Consider the following 19450-nt stretch of genomic DNA (forward strand, 5'->3'; position numbering starts at 1 on the left):
TTACTGCCTTTAACTGCCTAAAACAAGCGCTGTTCTATTTTTATAGTGTCACCAGCAGCAATTTGGCTATTTAAGTTACCTTTTTGTTGCTGCGCTTTGGTTTTCTCTTTAAAAATAAAAATTTTGTCAACAGAGGCTCGCTCAGTTAATCCGCCAGCTAATGCAATTGCTTGGTTTACTGTCATTGCAGGTTGATACGGATACGCACCAGGCTCCTTAACTTCACCGTGGATATAAAAAGGACGGTATTCCACGACTTGAGCATATACGTTAGGGTTAACCAAATAATCAGGCTGTAAACCCTCGCTAATCGTTTGCTCAACTTGCGAAATATTTAATCCGACAAGCTTGACCTTACCTAAAAAAGGGTAATTAATCTCACCGCTATTACCTAGCAGTGAGGTTACATCTAAATCTGGCTGGCCAAATACTTTAATTTCTATTTTATCACCAGCCCCTAAGATATAGTTTTTTGAATCATCAGCAAAACTATAAACACTTAGGAGCAAGGTTAAAGCTATTAAAATTTTGACCTTCATTCATTACCCTTTAACGCAAAAGTAAAATTAAGGCCCACGATTACACGATCAAATTCGATGTTAGCTTGGTTTGAGTTACGGTCTATGAAATCAACATAACCCGATACCATACCAAAGTTGTTTGCTAGATAGTTCAACCCAAGACGTGCGTTTTTAACTTTATCTTTGCGATTAAAATTGCCCACGTACTCTTGATCCACATAATTTGCGCTGACTACTGAGCTTAAAGATTCACTCCAATCATGTTGCCATGTAGCACCATATACACTCTCACGAATATAATCGCCTTGAACCAAAGGATCCTTTGCTGCACGGCTAGTTACCAATTGTAATGACGTATAAGAAAGTGGTTTCCAAACAACCGCAGCTTCCCAGCTTAAACCGCTGAAATTATCCCGAAGATTCGACTCGAAATCTTTATTCTGATAACCAACTTTAAACGATCCCGTTGTAATGGCTGTCGCTTCCCATTCCATACCCAACAATACTTTAACATCATCTGAATCACGAGAAATACCATTAGAATCAATAACATCGTAGCGATAGTTTTCCTGCTTTATCTCTACAAAGGCACGGCTACCGGCATGTGTATTATAATAACCAGTAATACCTAGCATAGGTTTGTCATAATCACGGAAACGAGATATCTCAGAAAAATTTTGATAATTTTTATTATAGTAGCCAGCCATAAAAGCGACCTGCGCCTTAGAGCTTAGGGCGCCATATTCATACCTAGCAGAGAAATTCTGTTGTTGGTATGTAATTAAGTCATCAATAGTATTACCCTGACCTTCTGTCAAACCTGCACCACGTGCTTCTGACAGCCAATCAGCATCACCTTTAATATCTACACGGTGTTTACTGGTAAATTCTTTATGCAAACCAGCGCCTAGATTTATTTGCGTAAAGTTATCAGTTGAATCTTTATTATGCAGTGCAGAACGTGTAGCAATATCAAATTCATAATTGTCTGGACCGTCTTCAATCAATGCATTTAAACTAGGTGCTATTTCCCATATTAGACGAGACTGGGTATCTGATGGTGTCATAAAAAAGTTGTCGTTGCTACTAACACCTAATTGGAGCGTAGGCGTGAGCTCTGCTCCATCCTCAGTCATAAAACTGCCTGGTTTTAATTCAACTGCGATCGCAGGTGCAGATAAACCCAGTGCAATAGGTAAAAATAAAATTGTATTAGTACGCATTTTCACTTTTAAATCCCTTAAAAATTGTCATAAAAATTATTTTCACATCAAGCCACAAGGACCAGTGCTTAATGTAATGTAAGTCGTATTCAACTCGTTTAGCCATCTTATCAAGTGTATCTGTTTCACCGCGCCAGCCATTAATTTGAGCCCAACCGGTGATACCAGGTTTTGCTTTGTGTCTAATCATGTAGAAATCGACCTTAGATCTGTATTCTTCGTTATGAGCTACAGCATGAGGTCTTGGGCCGACTATTGACATTTCACCTCTTAATACATTGATGAATTGAGGTAACTCATCAAGGCTTGTTCTTCTCAAGAAGCCACCAAGCTTAGTAATACGCGCATCATTTTTTGTCGCTTGTGTAACTACGTCACTATTTTCGGTGACTGTCATAGACCTAAACTTCCACACTTTAATTTTTCGGCCATCTAAACCATATCGATCTTGTTTGAAGATTATATTTCCAGGGGAAGTAAGCTTAACTGCAGCAGCGATCACTAACAGTAAAGGGGAAATTAATAGCAGAATTAATGAAGAAACAATAATATCTTCAGTACGCTTAATAAACTCCTGCGCACCTATTAAAGGTGACTCAAACACGCTTAATGTATCTAAATTACCAACATGTTCTATCCTAGCGTGAATCAAGTTAGAAAGTAGAAAATCAGGAATAACATGCACATCAACCGTCGTATTGCCAAGCTGTAATAAAATATCAGCAATACGCTTTTCAGCTTTTAGTGGTAATGCAATGTATAATATGTCTATTTCACCATCTCGAGCCCGATCAATTGCGGTTTGAATGTTGCCTTCCACGTCATAATTGGCGGCTTTTTCAAACAAACGTTCAGGTTTACGGTCATCAAAGAAACCCATAAACTTAAAGCCTAACTCGCTATTATTTTCAATTTCTTTATGTAAATACGCTGCCCCTTCAGTTGCACCAACAATTGCAACATTACGAAGATTCAAGCCTAATCGACGTCGATTACGTTTGTATAAATGAACAGCCAAACGCCAGCTAAATAAAAGCAGCAAGCTCACAAAAAACCAAATGGTTAACCCTAAACGAGACAATACTTCTGTGAATTTAAAAACAAATGAAATACAAAACATCGTTGAAAACGCAACGACTAAAGAAACCCAAGAGCATAAAACCATGCTTCTGAATTTACCTGCACGCCACGATCGGTATGTAGATAATATTTCTGCACAATACATATAGGTAATTGTGATAGATAATGCAGCTGCAAGATAAGCTGAGGTAAAGTGAATAGTATAAATACTATTTGCTATTTGAAATGCAATAAAAAGTGTTAACAAGTCAAATAAGCGATAAAAATTTGCATCTGAAGAACTAGATGGTTTAAATGTTCTGCTTCTGTTCACTATATCTTCCTTGAACGGCAAGTAACTAAAAAATCAGCTGCAATAATATAGTGACAACAGGAACAGATCAACCAAAAAATAAGTATAAAGTGCCAAACAAAAATTGCATTAAATTGAAGTATAAAAAAGAAACATTTATAAAAATGAACGCAAGATAAACAAAAATAAACACAACATTATTAAATTAAACTATTCAGGGCAGATTCATATTTATTTATTATTTGAATAAACAAAGGGATAGGAGCAGTTTATTGACAATCGATTTCCCAAAAAGGTAAAAAAACACAAGACTGTGTAAATTATAATCAAAATAAAATTGAAAAATTGGGGTTAATTTAAAAAAAATAAATTGCAAGAAGCTAGACCATTTACAAAAAATAAACATATTTAAGCAGTAAACATGAATATTACTCATATTAAGTTAATGTGACAGTAGTGAGATTGCATTACTTAATATGAGCGAAACCATATCAAATTACCAATTAAAAAGGACCGGTAAAACCTAACCCTCTCAGCCACTTTAGCTATTCTAATTTAACAGGGAGTTAAACCAGTCCCACAGGCCAAAGGAAAAGCTAGAAAATATATCAATTCCCAATGCAGATTTCGCCAAATATAAAATTAGCAATATAGTTAATAGGACAAATGAGACTGCCATGCTTAAAATTACCGCTTGCCCAAACTTAGCAACTTTTTGTTCTTGAGGAGTTAATTGTCGCCTATTTCGTCCAGCCAAAAGCACGTAGTAATAACGGTATTTAAATAATTTAACAACCCCTCTAAGGTCAACTGCGTGATTCCCCCATTGTCTTGCACCGATTGCAATTTTCAAATGTACTAACTGTTCATCGGTAAATGTATTTTGAATACCCTCTGGCATTCTTTCCAACAAACTTCTAATTGCAGGGTCATCGTGTAAATCAGCCAAAATAAACCTTTTTAAATCCGTTTTAAAACGAGCGCAATTCTAACAAAATGAGCCAATTAAAAAAGTTAATTGGCTCATTTAGAATGAATTAATTCAAATTACCAGAACGGAAGGTATTTGTTTGTTCCCAGCTGTTTTCTTGTTGTAAAGGCAACGAGCCATTTTGGTTTATATTCGAACCAGAAAAGGAATGCTGATTCCAAATACGTGTAGCTGGCGACCATTTACAGCTTTTTGACGTTTTGACAGAAATACCATTAGTACCCGTGGCACCGCTTGGCAAAAGCAATGTATTGGAAACAGAGATAATTTCTCCAGAGCCATCACCATCTAAATCAACAACAATTGGGTACTCCCAAATTGTCCCTGAGGACTGCTTAGACGTATAAACTAATCTATTTTCTGATGCGCTAAATATATTTAACCCCGTTTCATCTATATTAATGATTTCATCTTTTCCATCGCCATTAAAGTCATATGTTATGACACCAGCGCGTTTACTAGAGGGATCATTAATTGCAAAGGAGTTAATTAAAACGCCCTCTTTATTCAGTACTTTAATTAATTTACCGCCTGAGACAACAATATCTGGTTCACCATCGCCATCAACATCACCAATTGAAGGAACCCCACCGCCTGAATCATCTGATTGATACTCCCAAATTACTGAGCCATCCTGTTCTAGAAGCTTAATACTTCCATCTAAGTCAGTTAGCACAATCTCAGGGTATGCATCATTATCAAAATTACCAATTGCAGCAAAGCCTTGTTGTGTATTTTTGTTCCAAAGAATTTGTCCGTCCATAGTATATAAAACACCATTTACTAAGACTTCCTGCTGTCCATCAAGATCTGCATCAAAAGCAATTGAATCAATCATTACGAAGTCGCCCTTATTATAATCCACAGGCTTTTTAAGCTTAACGATTGAATCATCATCAAGATTCACAATGTTATTGCCAATAATGAATTCAGCGGAACCATCACCATTAAGATCAGATATAGCGGAATTTCCAAATGCAAACCCTTTAGGAATAGCCTTAATCAAGTCGCCAGTATTACTATAAATCTTATAACTGTGATCAGTAGAATCTCTTACTATAACTTCAACCAAACCATCGTTATTAACATCTGCGGCAGCGATAGAGTAAGTTGAACTCGCTTTAATTGTTTTATAATTAAAAGATCCATCAAAGTTTTCAGTTTTCCACAACTCTTGACCATCGATACCGCTAAACGCTCGAACAATGCCCTGCGCACGATAATTAGCAATATTAAAAGTTACAGCCAAGATATCTGTCACATCTTTTTCGTCAATTATACCATCGCCATTATCATCATTTAGATTTACAGCTATCGGAGTTGAAATAACTTGGTCAAACTCCGGCATAAACTCACTGCCAGTCCAACTCCATTTATCAGTAACATCAATATCATTACAAACTGGCGCACCGATTTCAGGTAAGTCACCGCTGAATTCACCGCCTAACAATGTCATTGAACCATAAAAACTCTGGCCAATAATTGGCATCTTAGCAACACCATGAACACCTCTAATATCAGCAAACGGAGCTAAAACAACGCCTTGCCAACGATTCCCTTTGATATCAAGTTTTTTGGCATTCGCAAAGTTGAATACTGTTTTAGTTGCATGGTTATGTAAACTCGCAAAGCTTTTACCTTTTACAACAATATTATCATCGCCGGTTATATTAAAAACGACTGTTGCGCCATGCGGGATCCCTGACACAGCGAAGGTATGTGCCTTAGCAAACTCCCGTGCGTCTAAGTTGAATACTTGTCTATCAGAGCCCCCATCACCTTCTAAGTAAAGGCCGCCCCACATACTCTTTACAGTACCCGTTGTTGAAAGCTCACTTAATCCAGCACTTAAATCTTTATAGTACTGTTCTTGCTCATCAAAGTTGAAAGGCATAGCAGATTCACTTTGATTCGATAGGATTTTAGAGCCCCATTGCATGCCCCACCGAACACTCCAGTTGACATCAGTAGCACCGCTGGCAATCATACTGCCCACATATTGACGACCTGACTTGAAAGCGATACTAGATTCACTAATTAAATAATATTCGCCAGCATTGTAGGGTCTTGTATAACCAACACTGTATCCTTTCAGACTTATCTCACCGGCTGCAATTGCGCCCTCAGCACGACCTGAATTAGATTTAAAATCTTCAAAAACAAACGCAGAAAAATTATTGGCAACGCCTAAGTCTGCGGCCAAAGTTGTTGAGCTAGCTAAACTAATAGCAATCACTGCGCTTAGCTTTGTTAATTTTAGTAATGAGTTAGTCATTATTTCCCTCGTAATGAAAGTGCGTCAATAGCAGCAAAAACTGTGTGTTCAGCTTATAGTCATGTCCTTGAATTAATTGCAGCACATTATATATACAAATTAAATGCAAATAAACAAAAGACACTACAAAAGTACCATTTTAATGTTCCATAAAAAAGTACAAAACGCAAAAATCAGTAACTTAAGTAATAAAGCAGGATAAAAGACCTTTAAAACCAACCCTAAAACACTATATAAAAGTTAATTTAATGTTAACGATGTAAAGGAGGAGATAGTCCAAATTTTTAGCAGATCTTAGTAAAACTATCTGTTAGGTAACAATCACAAGATATATTTTCATCTAAAAAACCTGTTAGCAATTCAATCACCAACAGGTTTTCAAGCTTTTATTGTTATTTCAGATAATACTTACCAGGTAGTTTTTTAGAATCAGTTTCAAGCTAATGAAACTGTATTTTCAATAACCAATGAGGTATTTACTCTTATCATTGAGTAATTTTTTCGCGCACAAGGCAAGAAGCATACTAAGTAACACAAACATAATAGATAAAGCAATGAAGTAGAGCCACTGGAATAACGCCGTATCTGGGGTCGGTAATTTTAAGTTTCTAAATATAAAGATTAGATAGGGATGTATAAAAAACACTGCAAAACTTGTACTCGCGAGAGTGTCAAAAAACAAATTACTTTTTGAATACTTTTCTAATAGCAAGAAGAAAAAGAAAGCAAGGAGTAGCTTTTGTAGAAACATCAAGTCGATGCCTCTGAACTCAAAAAATGGCTTATGGTAGCTTCCCACATCACCTAAATAGGTCTGGATCAGCGTGAAACTGATCGATAATAAAAATAATAGCCAAAACCGATTACCCTGAAATGCCTTTAACAAGGATTCTCTACATTGAGATACCACAGCACCGGTGAGGTAAACAGGGAAAAAAAACACAACAGAATGCAAGTGATTCATATTATCGACAGGTCTATGAATCAAAATTGACACGCATGAAAGAATCAGAATCAGTGACAGCTTAAACTTAAAACCTTTTTTTAGTATATGAACGACTAATGGCGAGAGTAAAAATAACAGTAACGCAAAAGGAATATACCAATAAGCGGTCATAAAGCGACCTGTTACTTCATATTTTAGAAAAGGTACCATAAACTGTGATATTGCACCTTCAGATTTAGGCAGAAAATAGCCATCTGAAATTGGGTTAGCTACATAGATATATAAACAGATTGGTATGATTGACAATAATAAATATGGCCATATCAGCTTTGAAGCTCTGGAGAAATAAAACTTAGAAAAAGTAAACTTTCTCAAAAATACAACTTCAAAAAGAAAGCCTGAAATGAAAACAAAAAGAATGGTACCACCAGATAGCAGGTTTCTTAAAAAAACTTCCCAAAGACTATCTAAAGCGACACCAGAAACATCGAAAGAATGACCGAAAACGATAAACATAATGGCTATCGCACGGAAATTATTAATTGAGTTATAAAACAAACTATGACCTTTTAAATTGGTTCAATTTCAATATTACTAATTTTCCCTGAAAAGCCTGATTTACCTGAAGAAAATCTTAAACGGCCAAACTCAGGCTTACAAATAGGTACCCTACTATAAAATACTCCCGTATCATTGATGCTCTTATGAAAATCGCCAATATTGATATATGCTGACCCCTCATTCACTTGGACTTCATATTCAAGTAAATATATCGGGTACTGTAACTTCGTTTTGATAAAATAGTCTCCAGTGACTACAAAATCATCTGCTTCATAATTCTCAACGGTCACATTATTAGGCCAAATATTATCACCGAGCTCTTCAACGTCATATTGGTCAAAGTTAGTTTCGGATAATATCGGTTTTAAAGAAATGGATTGCATCGCTCCGGTAAACATAGTTTGTGTGCTTACCACAGAAACCATATCTTCTGTAGGTTCACAAACGATTGCTACAAAAGAGTTTTCCCCCTCTTTTGTAATTGGAATGCTTGAATCTCCGATATAAAAAATTGGCGTACCCGATTCAATTTCAGCATCAAAACTGACACGATATAAAGCATAGTTCAAATCCCTATTATTATAGCTTCCGCCGATAATAGAGTAGGGTTCTGACATATCAGCGACGATATCGCCATCATGCCATATACTGTTGCCACTTGGATTTACAGAAGAAGACATGCCGGGAGTTTGAGGGGTAATCTCTATCGAAAATTGCACTAGCCAATTATGCAGTGGTTGCTGATCAACAGAAGAAATTAACGTCGACGTATCTCTGATATTAGTCACAGGGGTTTTCTGATTTGCAGTGTTATACCTGTCATCTAGGGTAAAGCCACTGTCTATTTCCCCCCACCTCGAGTGTAGTATTAAACTCGAGTATTAACGTATCACCTTGTATGGAAACTTGCGGAATGTATTCTATGTTATTTGGCGATATATACTTTAGACCGTAACCAGGTGCTTCAGGTAAAGTTTGAGTATCAATAGTCAAACTTCCTTCTGGAACATGTAATTTCACAAAAGCTTTATTATTTGCTATTTCTAAAGACTCTGGTTGCAGTGGTTTCCATTTCTTATTAGATTCAAATGTAGAAAAGATAGCTTTCGCAAAATACTCGCCTTGTAAAATATACCCCTTCGTATTTAAGTGAGTTCTTTCATCAGGCCTATTAAAGTAATTTCTATTTAGAAAGTACTTTGGCATGACTAAAGAGGCAGCTTCATGGTCATTCGCAAACTCCCATAATGAGATAGCAATATCATGCCCATAACTAACGCCGGTTTGGTCCATGAATAATATTGGATTACGGGTTTTAGAAGTGGTAGTTTGTATTTTATTTTTATAAGCGTTATAGAGCTTACTAAGCTTTTGCTTATAGTCCTGTAAATTAGAATTTGCGTTAGATTCACCATGTATCCAAGTAATAAAAGGGACATTAAAACTTTCGCCACTTTGCGCAGCCAACCGCTCTGCAGCCCTTAGCATCGTAAGTCCATTTTCAAATGGTTCTGTGCCATATTCAAGTTTACTTATCTTTTGCCCTCCACGACCATGTGGAGCATAAACAAACTTAGGGAAAGGTTTGTTCTCAAGAGCATATAAATATTCCAACATTTTGAACATTGAGTATGCATGTGTTTGTCTAGTCACATCTTTCAAAGGTTCCAAAAATCTTACGTCATTTTCTACTAACCTTTGATAATATCGAGGTGCAGTGGTCCTGACACCATTAAACAGAAAGACGTTGTTAGGATTAACTTCATTAGGAAAAATTATCGGATTCAAGTCTTGATCAGTGTGCCCTATACTTAATGACTGACCTGATGCTAAGACTAAATTATAATCATCAATAGCGCTCAGGCTATTAGATGAGCTAAAAAGAAGTAAAAATAAAATTAAATAACGTCTCATTTTTCTTTACTTAAAACCATATAGATTACAGGAATAATAGAATAGCCAGCTACACCGGATAAAAACGAGGCCTCAAATAAAGAGGTAATAACAATATAAACCGCCATCGAGTTACCCAATCTATTTTTGCATTTTACAACCAGATTATAGCCAAGAATTGCAGTTATACATAACATGCCACCAAGCCCAAGACTGAAAAAAGCTTGTAAGATTAAGTTATGAGCGTGAGCGGGTGTATAACCTATAATATCTTCTAACGTTGGCAAAGCCAAAGACGTCACACCTATACCATAGCCGGTAAAAGGCCGCTCAAGCGCCATATCAAAGACAGCAGGCCAGATATATGTTCTGCCCGTGAAAGTGAGAACTTCTTCAGGATCACCGTGGCGAGATACATGTTCAAGGAAGCCATAAAAGTCAAATGTAGCGTATATTATTAATAATGAGGTTAAAATTACACCTGATAGAATTGCAAACAGAATAAACTTATTTCTTCTGTATAAAAATAAAGAAGAAAAAACAAATGATATAAAAGCAGTCTTACTATCACTCAATAGTAACGCTATCAAAGACAACCCAAATGCAATAATAAAGAAAGATTTTGAGATAATTTTCTTATTAAACGCATGTAACAAGAACAGGCAATATACGGCACAGAATCCCCCCATTGCATTCGAGGTAGAGAAAACGCCACTCATTCGAGGGCTTACAAATAAAACATCATTCAACCAATAGATGTGTCTCCCCAAATCGGGCAAAGCCAAATAATAAAAGTAAGAAAAACAAACAACTATAAAAAATGACAGGGAAATTGAATAAAGTAAAAAGTCATCTCCAAACCTACTTTTTACATACTTAAAATAAAAATAAAAAGCTGCATATGAAAGTACTACAACAAAGCTACGAAAAGGAAGCATTGAAAAAGGGAGCATCAAAATAGCTAAGAGAATAAAAGCAACAAATAACAACTCATGATTGTTAGACACCCTAAAACCGAATTTATAAAAATATATAAATGCGATTAAAATACCTCCTCCCCATGCCATTAGTCTTAAAACGATTTGAAAATCGACACTATCACTTCCGTATTCGCGTATTCTAAAAACAAATAAAGAAAAGATAATAAACATTGAAAAAAGAAATAAGTTAAAGAGTCTTACCCTATTCATTATCGACTCCTTTCATAACAATCAAATAATAAGTAATCGCCAAAAACAACCACCCCATAAAAATATGAAGTGATGGTGAAACTTGTAAATGAAGAAACAAATTCAATAGTAAAAGAGATAAGACACCCAAACCTGATAACAGGTATAGTGAGTTCATTTTTTTGTACATATTTTTCTTCACGAGCAGCATTTCAACACTTCTTGAGCATGATAAACAAACTAAAATACCTGCCCAGAACAATAAATCACCTAGCTTAGGAACAGCTTGCTCACCATACACCACAGGAAATAGATAAACAGCTATTAATAAACAAATTAAAGAGGCGGCTAAAGAAATAAGCATATACTTTTTGAACAAACTCTTTACAAATGTGTGTGCATTATCTTTTATACTAGCGAGTTTTCTTTGATCAATTGCCTCAACTGATTTGATCAATATTTGTACTGGCTGAAATACTGATCGAGCTATAAATAGAACAGAAGAAACTGTTGCTGGATACAAAGCCGATACTAATAGAAATGGAGAATGTACGAGTAGTAATTGAGAAATGGATTGAACATTTCGATTTAGTAAATTTCTTGTATCACGAAACCAAAAAAAAATGTCTAACTCATGCTCATCGGTATTAGCTTTTATAAAAGTAATAAAAAGAGCGATTACTATTAACTCTAGCGCAAATAAACATAAATAAGTGTTTATCAAGAGCTTTATAGATAAACCATCAAATAATAAAGAAGCTGCAAAAGTAGATACTAAAACAACAGATACCAACGCAGGCAAAAAGTACAGCTTACTCACCATAAGTAGATATCTAAATGATTCATGTATAAACAAAAAGGCGAATAAAACAGGCGCTAACAACCACTGCTCTTGATATGGAAAAACAAAATAGGTACTAATGAAAATTAACACTAAAAATAGCACTAAGAGGAAAAATGAACAACTTAGAAACTCTATTATCCTTACTTTACTGCACTTATCTTCTTTTAAATTAAAAGGAATGAGCACGATTGTTCTTTGAAAAGATAAGAAAATTAATGACAGAGTCATAGCAACACCAAACATGACTACTGACTCATTTCCCTCATACTTAAGTAAAAGAAACGTGATTAAAAAATTAGCACCCGACGATAACAGCGAGTCAATTAACAAAGATAATTTATACTTCATCATCTATCATTTTTTTAATATATACACCTAGGTTCTCAGTATCTTTCTCTTTTTCAGTCGTGAAGAAATCATTTTTCTCGCTTAGCTTCTCGATTTCCTCTAGGGTCTGTTGCAAGTCTTTTACATCACGGCACACCCTCATTAAGCTTATTGATGAGGTTAACGGTTCAAATCTTGCGATAGTATCGAGCTGATGATCATTTCTGTGCTCACCAAATTTAGCCAACCTCGGTACAACTATAAGCTTTTTATTCAATTCTAAACATTGAATGATGGTTCCCATACCAGCGTGAGCAATAACAATATCACACCAATCAAGTTTCGCTTTGTACTCATTAGAGCTCAAAAAATCAACCACTTGAATACCATCATAAGCATTTGAGTCTTCACCAACTTGAGCAAAAACATCCAAGTTTAGTGATTTATTTATATCGTTAATGGCCTCTACCAATCGTTTAAATGGTAATTGCGCACCCACAGTTACAAGCACTTTCATTATATAACTCGACCTTTATATTCAACATTATCACCAGCTAAATCTGGCCATTGGGTTAATGTTTTATGAGCAAATTTCTTTGCTATTCTTCCCGAGGCGGATAATTGTTTTGTATTAGCAATACTATCAACCCACATGGTTTTTCTTAGTAATAGTCGGCCAATTACAATAGAAATTAACCCAGGCATCGCGCCTGTGGTTATTATCCACTTAGGTTTATGCTTTAAGACGAGTTTTAACATTTGAAACGCAATTATGGGAGATCGGATTAATGTGTCTCTTGACACATCCTCAATTAAGCTTTCATTCTCAAAAGAAGGTGTATCGTGCGCGTTAACTTTCGTGCGCACAAATAAAATGTCATTAGAGTTAAAGTTAGCTTGTTTCATTATTCTACTCAATTGCACATAATGACCACCCGTTGATGCAATTGCTATGAGCTTCTTACTCATTAATTAATATCCCTAAAGCTTTTGTTTTAATATTTGTACGAATGGCAACAGCAGGATTTCCTGCTACAATTGTCCCTGAACTTACATCCTTTGTCACAACAGCGCCTGCCGCAACAATACATGAATCGCCCAAAGTAACGCCTGGCATGATGATTGAGTTACCACCAATGAAACAATTTTCACCTATTCTCACGTCTTTATGTATGTCTCGGCACATATCATGAGTTAGAATTACCGACCCAAATGCAATATAAGTCCCCGCTCCTATATGAACACCTTTCGGGTTTGTCTTATCTAGCTTTGCTTTCAATGAAATTCTAACGCTTTTATGTATATTCATTTTATAAAAATGGATATACCAGAGCGTAATAATAGATAGTATAAAATGTCGTACATAGACGTGTATGAATCTTTTCATATTCTTGTGCTCTCGTCCCTTTCCCATTTAATTGTCTTTAATTTTTTAATTTGCAACTTAGCACGAAATGTCGCTATTGAAATGACCGTCGCATAAATCAAAAACTGAAATAACGCTTTCTCTTTGATAGCTATTTTAAACAAAGAAGAAAAGCTATTACCGCCTGTAGTAGGCGAAGTAAACTTCTTCTTTAGTTCCATATTGCCTAATTTACTTCTCGTTTTTATTTTAATAAGAGACCAAATTGTTCTTGGACTCATTACGACTGAATAACAAGAAGGAATCGTAGTTAAATTAGCTGAACCTAAGGTACCTTTAACATAGCCATCATCAGCAATAACTTGTGGAAACTTTCCTAAAATATCGCGTGCCTGTGGAGAAATAAGGTATGCACCGGAATTAACCATTCCAACTCGGTAAGCAGGAGTAAGTTTCAAAAAACTGTAGTACATATTAGTTAAGAAACTGCCATCTTGAACTATTTTAGTGGTCGGTGAGGCAAACAAATACTGTTCACTCTCAATAAATTTTAAAATACTTCTGATACTTTCTGTGCTGATAATCACGTCAGCATCTTGAACAAGCACATGTTCAAACTGAGCAATTTCAAGCCCCTTATTTATAGCTAAGATTTTTGAGCCAGTATCAAGCTCGACCACTTTAAATGAAGGAAATTTTGCTCTAACGAATTCGGCTGTATTATCAATACAGCCATTTGGCAAGACAATTACCTCAACCTCCAAACTCGAAAAATTCGTTAATTCGGATAACGTCCTTTCAATACATTTTTCTTCATTATATGCAGGTATTATAACTGTCAGCATTTTAAGACCCTTATACTATAAAATATTTCGACCAATAGAATAATAACTAAAGCCTTTATTTTTTAGCCTCTTAGGTTCGAACAAATTACGTCCGTCGAAGATAACTGGAGTTGTTAGTAATGACTTTATCAACGAAAAATCAGGAGCTTTAAAATTTTGCCACTCAGTACAAATAACGAGAGCATCTGCATTATTTAATGCTGATTCTTTGGTTCCCATAAAGCTTAAATCATTTCGTGCGCCGTATATGCGCTGCGTTTCTTCCATCGCTTCAGGGTCATATGCTTGCACTTTTGCACCGGCAGCCCATAATTGCTCCATAAGTACTCGACTTGGTGCTTCTCGCATGTCATCCGTGTTTGGTTTAAAGCTCAAGCCCCACAAAGCAAACACCTTACCTCCTTTATAGCATCAGGATTATTTAATAAACCGAAATGCTTCGTAATGTATTCGAATAATTTATGCTTTTGCGCATAATTAACGGCTTCAACAGCTTTTAAAATTTGTGAGTCATAGCCTAAGCTGTCAGTTGTTCGCACCAATGCCTGAACATCTTTTGGGAAGCAAGAACCTCCATAACCACAGCCAGGATAAATAAACTGATAACCAATACGAGGGTCTGAGCCGATACCATGGCGCACGTGTTCAATATCAGCACCTACACGCTCAGCGATATTTGCCATTTCATTCATAAAGCTAATTTTGGTAGCAAGCATACAGTTAGCTGCATATTTAGTTAGTTCAGCACTTTTAATATCCATGACGATAATTTTTTCGTGATTTCGATTAAATGGTGCATAAAGTTCACGCATCTGTTCTTCTGTATCAGTGCAGTCTGTACCAATAATAATACGGTCTGGGCGCTTACAGTCATTGACAGCAGCACCTTCTTTTAAGAATTCAGGATTTGATACTACTGAAAAAGTTAAATTGCTTTCACGATGATCAAGTATCGACTGTACAGTCTCTTTTACTTTATCAGCTGTGCCGACAGGAACCGTCGATTTATCAATAATGATTTTGGGCTGTTCCATATAAGTAGCGATTGTCTCCGCTACTTTTAGTACGTACTTTAAATCTGCAGAACCATCTTCGTCAGGAGGAGTTCCAACAGCAATAAACTGTAAGTCACCAAACTCAACCCCAAATTTAGGATCGGTAGTGAAAGTTAAACGGCCTTCTTCGAAGTTCTTTTGGACTAAAGGCGTCAACCCAGGTTCGTATATTGGAATTATGCCGTTCTTGAGATTTTCTATGCGTGTTTCATCAATATCCACACAACACACATCATGACCAGCGTCAGCAAAAACTGCGGCTTGAACCAAGCCAACATACCCAACTCCGTAAAAAGTTACTTTCATTTTATCCCTCTTGTGATGTGATGAGCTCTTATACACATTCTATAAACTCTTCGCCTAATAAGGCCGGATTGCATACTCTACGTTAGCAAGCATGTAACCAAAATTGTGAATCACACTGATGCGACTTACCTGTTAAATAATATGCTTCAATTCTTTCAACATGACGTAATTGCAACAACCCTTTTGTTGATTGAATTTCATCTCCCAGATCTCTAGGAGTAGTTTCTAATAGATTCCAAATGGCGGGTGATACAGCGTATCGACCTTTTTTACTAGGGATATCGCCGTAGATTGGCTTTTCCAGTATGTGAGTGATAGTTGCATTTTCAGCTGCTTTGATTGTTTTATCGTCAAAGTCCACTTCACCATAATTATTGACCTCAAGGTTTGGCTTATATTCACCAACAATCACATCAGGTAATAAAATAGCGAATGGGTTACGGCCAATAATCGCATGAGTTTCAAGTATTGCATGCCAAAGTCCTAATCGTGCCGGTTGACGTATGGAAATAATACTCACCCCTTTAGAGGTAATTAAACGGACCTTCTCAAGCACAGTACGCTTTAAGCGCGCCTCTAGCTTGGCTTCAAATTCAATACCAGAAATATTTTCTATGCTATTTTTTGAAGCGTGTGAGAGGAGTACAATTTCTTTAATATCGGCTTGAACAGCTTCGTTTACAATATGTTGGATGAGAGGTCTGTCAACTAGTGCTAGCACTTCTTTAGGCGTTGATTTTGTTGCAGACAACATTCGTGCTCGCAATCCAGCGAGAGGCAAGACGGCTTTTAAAACTTTCACTTGAAATCCTTTTAATTACTTCTTACCACATAGCCAGCCGCTGATGAACTTATGAGGCTCAGCTGAGCTTTGAAGCGCTACTATCCATATGGACCGTTATTATACACAACAGGTGCAACGGCTCAATATAAAAAAGAAGCCTTTTAGATTGTTTTTTGTTACCAAAAGGTTAACATTCGTACTTTTGCTTTTTTTATAACCTATCATTTTATTTTTAATAAGAATATAATCCCTCTGTTTATTTATTCGAGATGGCATTGTGCGTATAGGATTTTGCATAATTATATTCGTGTCTTTTTTTGTTTGTGCACAAGACATGCTATTGCATTTGCGTAACAGCGATATAATTGCCCGTGCCAAACAGTTATATGGAGATACTGGCCATCACAGAATAAAAGCATGGCTAAATTTTATCGATGACTCTACGAATAAAAGCGAATGGCAAAAAATTCATTTAGTAAATGACTTTTTTAACAAACATATAAATTACAAAACAGATGAAGAGCTTTGGCAGAAAAAAGATTATTGGGCGACACCTCTCGAAAGCCTAGGTGTAGGCATGGGCGATTGCGAAGACTATGTTATTGCTAAATACTTCACATTAATAGCACTCGGCGTCCCAGAAGAAAAAATAAGACTGATGTACGTGCGCCAGCGTACAGTTAATCAACCACACATGGTGCTTATATACTTCGAAGAACTTAACCAAATTCCACTCGTACTCGACAACTTTGATACAAAATTAGTACCGGCAAACAAACGTAACGACTTAAAACCGATATACAGTTTTAACGGTCAAGGCCTATGGTTGGCCAAATCCAAGGGCTTAGGAAACAAGGTTAAGAATAGTACTGGCGTTTCAGCTTGGAATACCATGCTAGAAAGAATTGAACAAGGTGAGCTTGCACCTTCCAATAGTAACAATAAAGGAACTAGTAGTTATGTCTCGAATCTTTAAAGATGGATTGAGCTTAAAAACCCAAGTATATAGCTTGATCATTTTAATTTCAGTTATTTCTTTTTTTGTACGTGTTTTTACTGACGTAGATACGACCCGTCATTATCTGCAAACACAAATGGCCAGCCATGCGCAAGATACAGCGACCAGTTTGGGGCTTTCCATATCACCTTATTTAGAAGATGATAACCTAATGATTGCAGAAACTATGGCGACTGCTATTTTTGATTCTGGCTATTACAGCGAAATAAAATTTACTGATGTGCAGAATAATGTTGTATTTCAGTTACAAAACCCGAAACGCGTTGAGTCGGTACCTAACTGGTTCATTAATCTCTTTGAATTAAATGCGCCGACAATGCAATCTGAAATAAATAGTGGTTGGGTAATTGCAGGTACACTCGAGGTTTCTAGCCATACTGGCCAATCATACTTGACGTTATGGCAACACATGCTGCGTAGCCTATATAGCTCATTCCTACTACTTGCTGCATCCTTAGCTGTTGCATTTTTAATTTTACGGGCTGTATTCAAGCCTTTAAAAGCAGTTGAAAATCAAGCTAAGTTAGTCACTCGAAAACGTTTTACTCTTAATGAAGAGATACCCGTCGCACGTGAGTTACGCACCGTCACTCAAGCCATTAACAATATGGTTAAAAATTTACAGAGTACCTTTGATTCATTGACGAAACAAACTCAAACACTCACAGAAGAAGTATACATCGACTCAATAACAGGACTCGGTAACCGCAAGTCATTTGAGAATTACTTTCATTCTGTAGTAAATAATATCTCGGATGATTCGCCCATAACGGCAATGATGCTCACCCTTCCTTCATTGAATAACATAAACCAAGTAGTAAGCTATCATGACGGCGACCAACACGTCATTGACGCTGCTGAATTGCTCAAGCAGTCTGCCAGCGAACTACCAAATTCATCAATATTTAGACTGAACGGCAGTACTTTCATACTATTAGCCCCATACGATTCTGTATTTCTTAATAAGGTGCGTTTAGACCTTAATGATAACTTAAGCCAAAAAGAAAACAGCCTGCATATCAACGGTTATGCTAACTTGTCTCTCGTTGCAATTAATAAAGGCGCAAGCATTCGTGAAGTACTTTCTTTACTTGATACTGGTTGTACAACAGGCGAAGATAATAATTTAACTTGCAGTGATAAAAAGTCATTATTTAGCGTTAATCAGTGGCGAACACTGATCAAGACTATCATAACTACAGGTGACGTTAGCTTTTCTATTCAACCAGTAAAACAAGCCAACAAGACTAATTCTCTATGTTATTTTGAAGTTTTTGCACATTTCATTCACGAAGGCGAAAAGGTAAATAATGCGCACTTATTTGCTATGGCTGAAAAGTTAAATCTAACTGAAGAACTCGATAAAAAAATTATACTGAACTTTGTCAATATTAAAGAACGATACTCAGATGAAGTCTTTGCATTAAATATCAGTAAGGCTTCGTTGTATTCAACAAGCTTTATAGAGTGGTTAACTTTATTCTCCGAAACTAAGCCGGTTATTAAAACTAATTTGCTATTTGAGCTTCACGAAATAAGCTTACTTTATAATGTACATGTAGCATCTTTACATATAGATGCTATTAAAGAGCTGGGTATTGGGGTATGTATTGAGCACTTTGGCACAAGTTTGACCTCATTCAAGTATTTACAAGGTCTTGATATAGAATATGTTAAAATCGATGGTAGCTATATTCAAGATTTAATTACTAACCCACAAAGCCAGTTTTATATCCAAACCGTTAATAATATTTGCCACGGTTTTGGTATTAAAGTTTTAGCCTGTTTAGTTGAAAAAGCTGATACTTTAGAAATACTTGAGAACTTAGGATGCGATGGTGTACAAGGTAATTTGATACTGCCTCCATCAAAAATTATTAAATCTAATACTAATGGCGTGAATAAAGAGTTTACTTTTTGCGCCGATGCGCTAAAATTTTGCAATTAGTACTCA

General features: G+C 36.2%; 17 protein-coding genes and 1 pseudogene. 2 read left to right on the forward strand and 16 right to left on the reverse strand.

What is annotated here, in order from left to right; genetic code table 11:
* Positions 1 to 17: 17 nt before the first annotated feature.
* The 16 genes and pseudogenes from L0Z67_RS09195 to L0Z67_RS09270 all read right to left on the reverse strand — a co-directional run bounded on the left by L0Z67_RS09195 (position 18) and on the right by L0Z67_RS09270 (position 16496).
* A complete protein-coding gene (locus tag L0Z67_RS09195) occupies positions 18 to 539 on the reverse strand; it encodes a polysaccharide biosynthesis/export family protein (protein WP_062569208.1) in 522 nt (173 codons plus the stop codon).
* Positions 536 to 1750, reverse strand: coding sequence for an outer membrane beta-barrel protein (locus tag L0Z67_RS09200; protein ID WP_062569209.1), 1215 nt, complete (start codon positions 1748 to 1750; stop codon positions 536 to 538). Before L0Z67_RS09200 ends, L0Z67_RS09195 begins: the two co-directional genes overlap by 4 nt.
* A complete protein-coding gene (locus L0Z67_RS09205) occupies positions 1734 to 3137 on the reverse strand; it encodes an undecaprenyl-phosphate glucose phosphotransferase (RefSeq protein ID WP_062569210.1) in 1404 nt (467 codons plus the stop codon). Before L0Z67_RS09205 ends, L0Z67_RS09200 begins: the two co-directional genes overlap by 17 nt.
* 529 nt (positions 3138 to 3666) lie before the next feature.
* Entirely contained in the window at positions 3667 to 4065 is a 399-nt protein-coding gene (locus L0Z67_RS09210) for a hypothetical protein (protein ID WP_062569211.1), read from the reverse strand.
* A gap of 88 nt (positions 4066 to 4153) precedes the next feature.
* A complete protein-coding gene (locus L0Z67_RS09215; RefSeq protein WP_405127883.1) occupies positions 4154 to 6382 on the reverse strand; it encodes a choice-of-anchor A family protein in 2229 nt (742 codons plus the stop codon).
* A 457-nt stretch (positions 6383 to 6839) separates the two neighbouring features.
* Positions 6840 to 7886 (reverse strand): acyltransferase, encoded by a 1047-nt coding sequence (locus tag L0Z67_RS09220; protein WP_062569213.1) that lies wholly within the window; start codon positions 7884 to 7886, stop codon positions 6840 to 6842.
* A gap of 11 nt (positions 7887 to 7897) precedes the next feature.
* Positions 7898 to 8677, reverse strand: coding sequence for a hypothetical protein (locus L0Z67_RS09225; protein ID WP_405127884.1), 780 nt, complete (start codon positions 8675 to 8677; stop codon positions 7898 to 7900).
* Positions 8678 to 8708: 31 nt separating this feature from the next.
* Positions 8709 to 9803 (reverse strand): sialate O-acetylesterase, encoded by a 1095-nt coding sequence (locus L0Z67_RS09230; protein WP_405127885.1) that lies wholly within the window; start codon positions 9801 to 9803, stop codon positions 8709 to 8711.
* On the reverse strand, positions 9800 to 10972 hold the full coding sequence (locus L0Z67_RS09235) for an O-antigen ligase (RefSeq protein ID WP_062569215.1): 1173 nt from the start codon (positions 10970 to 10972) through the stop codon (positions 9800 to 9802). The genes L0Z67_RS09230 and L0Z67_RS09235 overlap by 4 nt, the downstream gene beginning before the upstream one ends.
* Entirely contained in the window at positions 10965 to 12038 is a 1074-nt protein-coding gene (locus L0Z67_RS09240) for a hypothetical protein (RefSeq protein ID WP_405127886.1), read from the reverse strand. Before L0Z67_RS09240 ends, L0Z67_RS09235 begins: the two co-directional genes overlap by 8 nt.
* Before the next feature lie 94 nt (positions 12039 to 12132).
* The gene (locus tag L0Z67_RS09245; RefSeq protein WP_062569217.1) at positions 12133 to 12639 is read right to left on the reverse strand and encodes a glycosyltransferase; all 507 of its coding nucleotides are present in this window, start codon (positions 12637 to 12639) and stop codon (positions 12133 to 12135) included.
* The gene (locus L0Z67_RS09250; protein WP_062569218.1) at positions 12639 to 13091 is read right to left on the reverse strand and encodes a hypothetical protein; all 453 of its coding nucleotides are present in this window, start codon (positions 13089 to 13091) and stop codon (positions 12639 to 12641) included. The genes L0Z67_RS09245 and L0Z67_RS09250 overlap by 1 nt, the downstream gene beginning before the upstream one ends.
* Positions 13084 to 13401: a DapH/DapD/GlmU-related protein gene (locus L0Z67_RS09255; RefSeq protein ID WP_228074465.1), complete on the reverse strand. Its 318-nt coding sequence runs from the start codon at positions 13399 to 13401 to the stop codon at positions 13084 to 13086. The genes L0Z67_RS09250 and L0Z67_RS09255 overlap by 8 nt, the downstream gene beginning before the upstream one ends.
* Positions 13402 to 13505: 104 nt before the next feature.
* Complete coding sequence (locus L0Z67_RS09260; protein WP_062569220.1) at positions 13506 to 14333, reverse strand: glycosyltransferase family 2 protein; 828 nt, start codon at positions 14331 to 14333, stop codon at positions 13506 to 13508.
* Between the two features lie 15 nt (positions 14334 to 14348).
* Positions 14349 to 15694: pseudogene (locus L0Z67_RS09265) on the reverse strand (UDP-glucose dehydrogenase family protein).
* An 82-nt stretch (positions 15695 to 15776) separates the two neighbouring features.
* Positions 15777 to 16496: a sugar phosphate nucleotidyltransferase gene (locus tag L0Z67_RS09270; protein ID WP_405127887.1), complete on the reverse strand. Its 720-nt coding sequence runs from the start codon at positions 16494 to 16496 to the stop codon at positions 15777 to 15779.
* A 259-nt stretch (positions 16497 to 16755) separates the two neighbouring features.
* Between L0Z67_RS09270 and L0Z67_RS09275 the strand changes: the two genes are divergently transcribed.
* Both L0Z67_RS09275 and L0Z67_RS09280 read left to right on the forward strand, forming a co-directional pair.
* Positions 16756 to 17454 (forward strand): transglutaminase-like cysteine peptidase, encoded by a 699-nt coding sequence (locus L0Z67_RS09275; protein WP_405127888.1) that lies wholly within the window; start codon positions 16756 to 16758, stop codon positions 17452 to 17454.
* Positions 17438 to 19444 carry an EAL domain-containing protein gene (locus tag L0Z67_RS09280; RefSeq protein WP_405127889.1) on the forward strand — a complete coding sequence of 669 codons (2007 nt, stop codon included), beginning with the start codon at positions 17438 to 17440 and terminating at the stop codon, positions 19442 to 19444. The genes L0Z67_RS09275 and L0Z67_RS09280 overlap by 17 nt, the downstream gene beginning before the upstream one ends.
* Positions 19445 to 19450 lie beyond the last annotated feature (6 nt).

This window comes from Pseudoalteromonas sp. PB2-1 (assembly GCF_045040605.1).
GTDB classification, from domain to species: Bacteria; Pseudomonadota; Gammaproteobacteria; order Enterobacterales; family Alteromonadaceae; genus Pseudoalteromonas; species Pseudoalteromonas arabiensis.

Coding starts and splice junctions, on each gene's coding strand:
- L0Z67_RS09195 (WP_062569208.1), bottom strand. CDS start 539: ATGAAGGTCAAAATTTTAATAGCTTTAACCTTGCTCCTAAGTGTTTAT.
- L0Z67_RS09215 (WP_405127883.1), bottom strand. CDS start 6,382: ATGACTAACTCATTACTAAAATTAACAAAGCTAAGCGCAGTGATTGCT.
- L0Z67_RS09260 (WP_062569220.1), bottom strand. CDS start 14,333: ATGCTGACAGTTATAATACCTGCATATAATGAAGAAAAATGTATTGAA.
- L0Z67_RS09230 (WP_405127885.1), bottom strand. CDS start 9,803: ATGAGACGTTATTTAATTTTATTTTTACTTCTTTTTAGCTCATCTAAT.
- L0Z67_RS09235 (WP_062569215.1), bottom strand. CDS start 10,972: ATGAATAGGGTAAGACTCTTTAACTTATTTCTTTTTTCAATGTTTATT.
- L0Z67_RS09250 (WP_062569218.1), bottom strand. CDS start 13,091: ATGAGTAAGAAGCTCATAGCAATTGCATCAACGGGTGGTCATTATGTG.
- L0Z67_RS09240 (WP_405127886.1), bottom strand. CDS start 12,038: ATGTTTGGTGTTGCTATGACTCTGTCATTAATTTTCTTATCTTTTCAA.
- L0Z67_RS09245 (WP_062569217.1), bottom strand. CDS start 12,639: ATGAAAGTGCTTGTAACTGTGGGTGCGCAATTACCATTTAAACGATTG.
- L0Z67_RS09280 (WP_405127889.1), top strand. CDS start 17,438: ATGTCTCGAATCTTTAAAGATGGATTGAGCTTAAAAACCCAAGTATAT.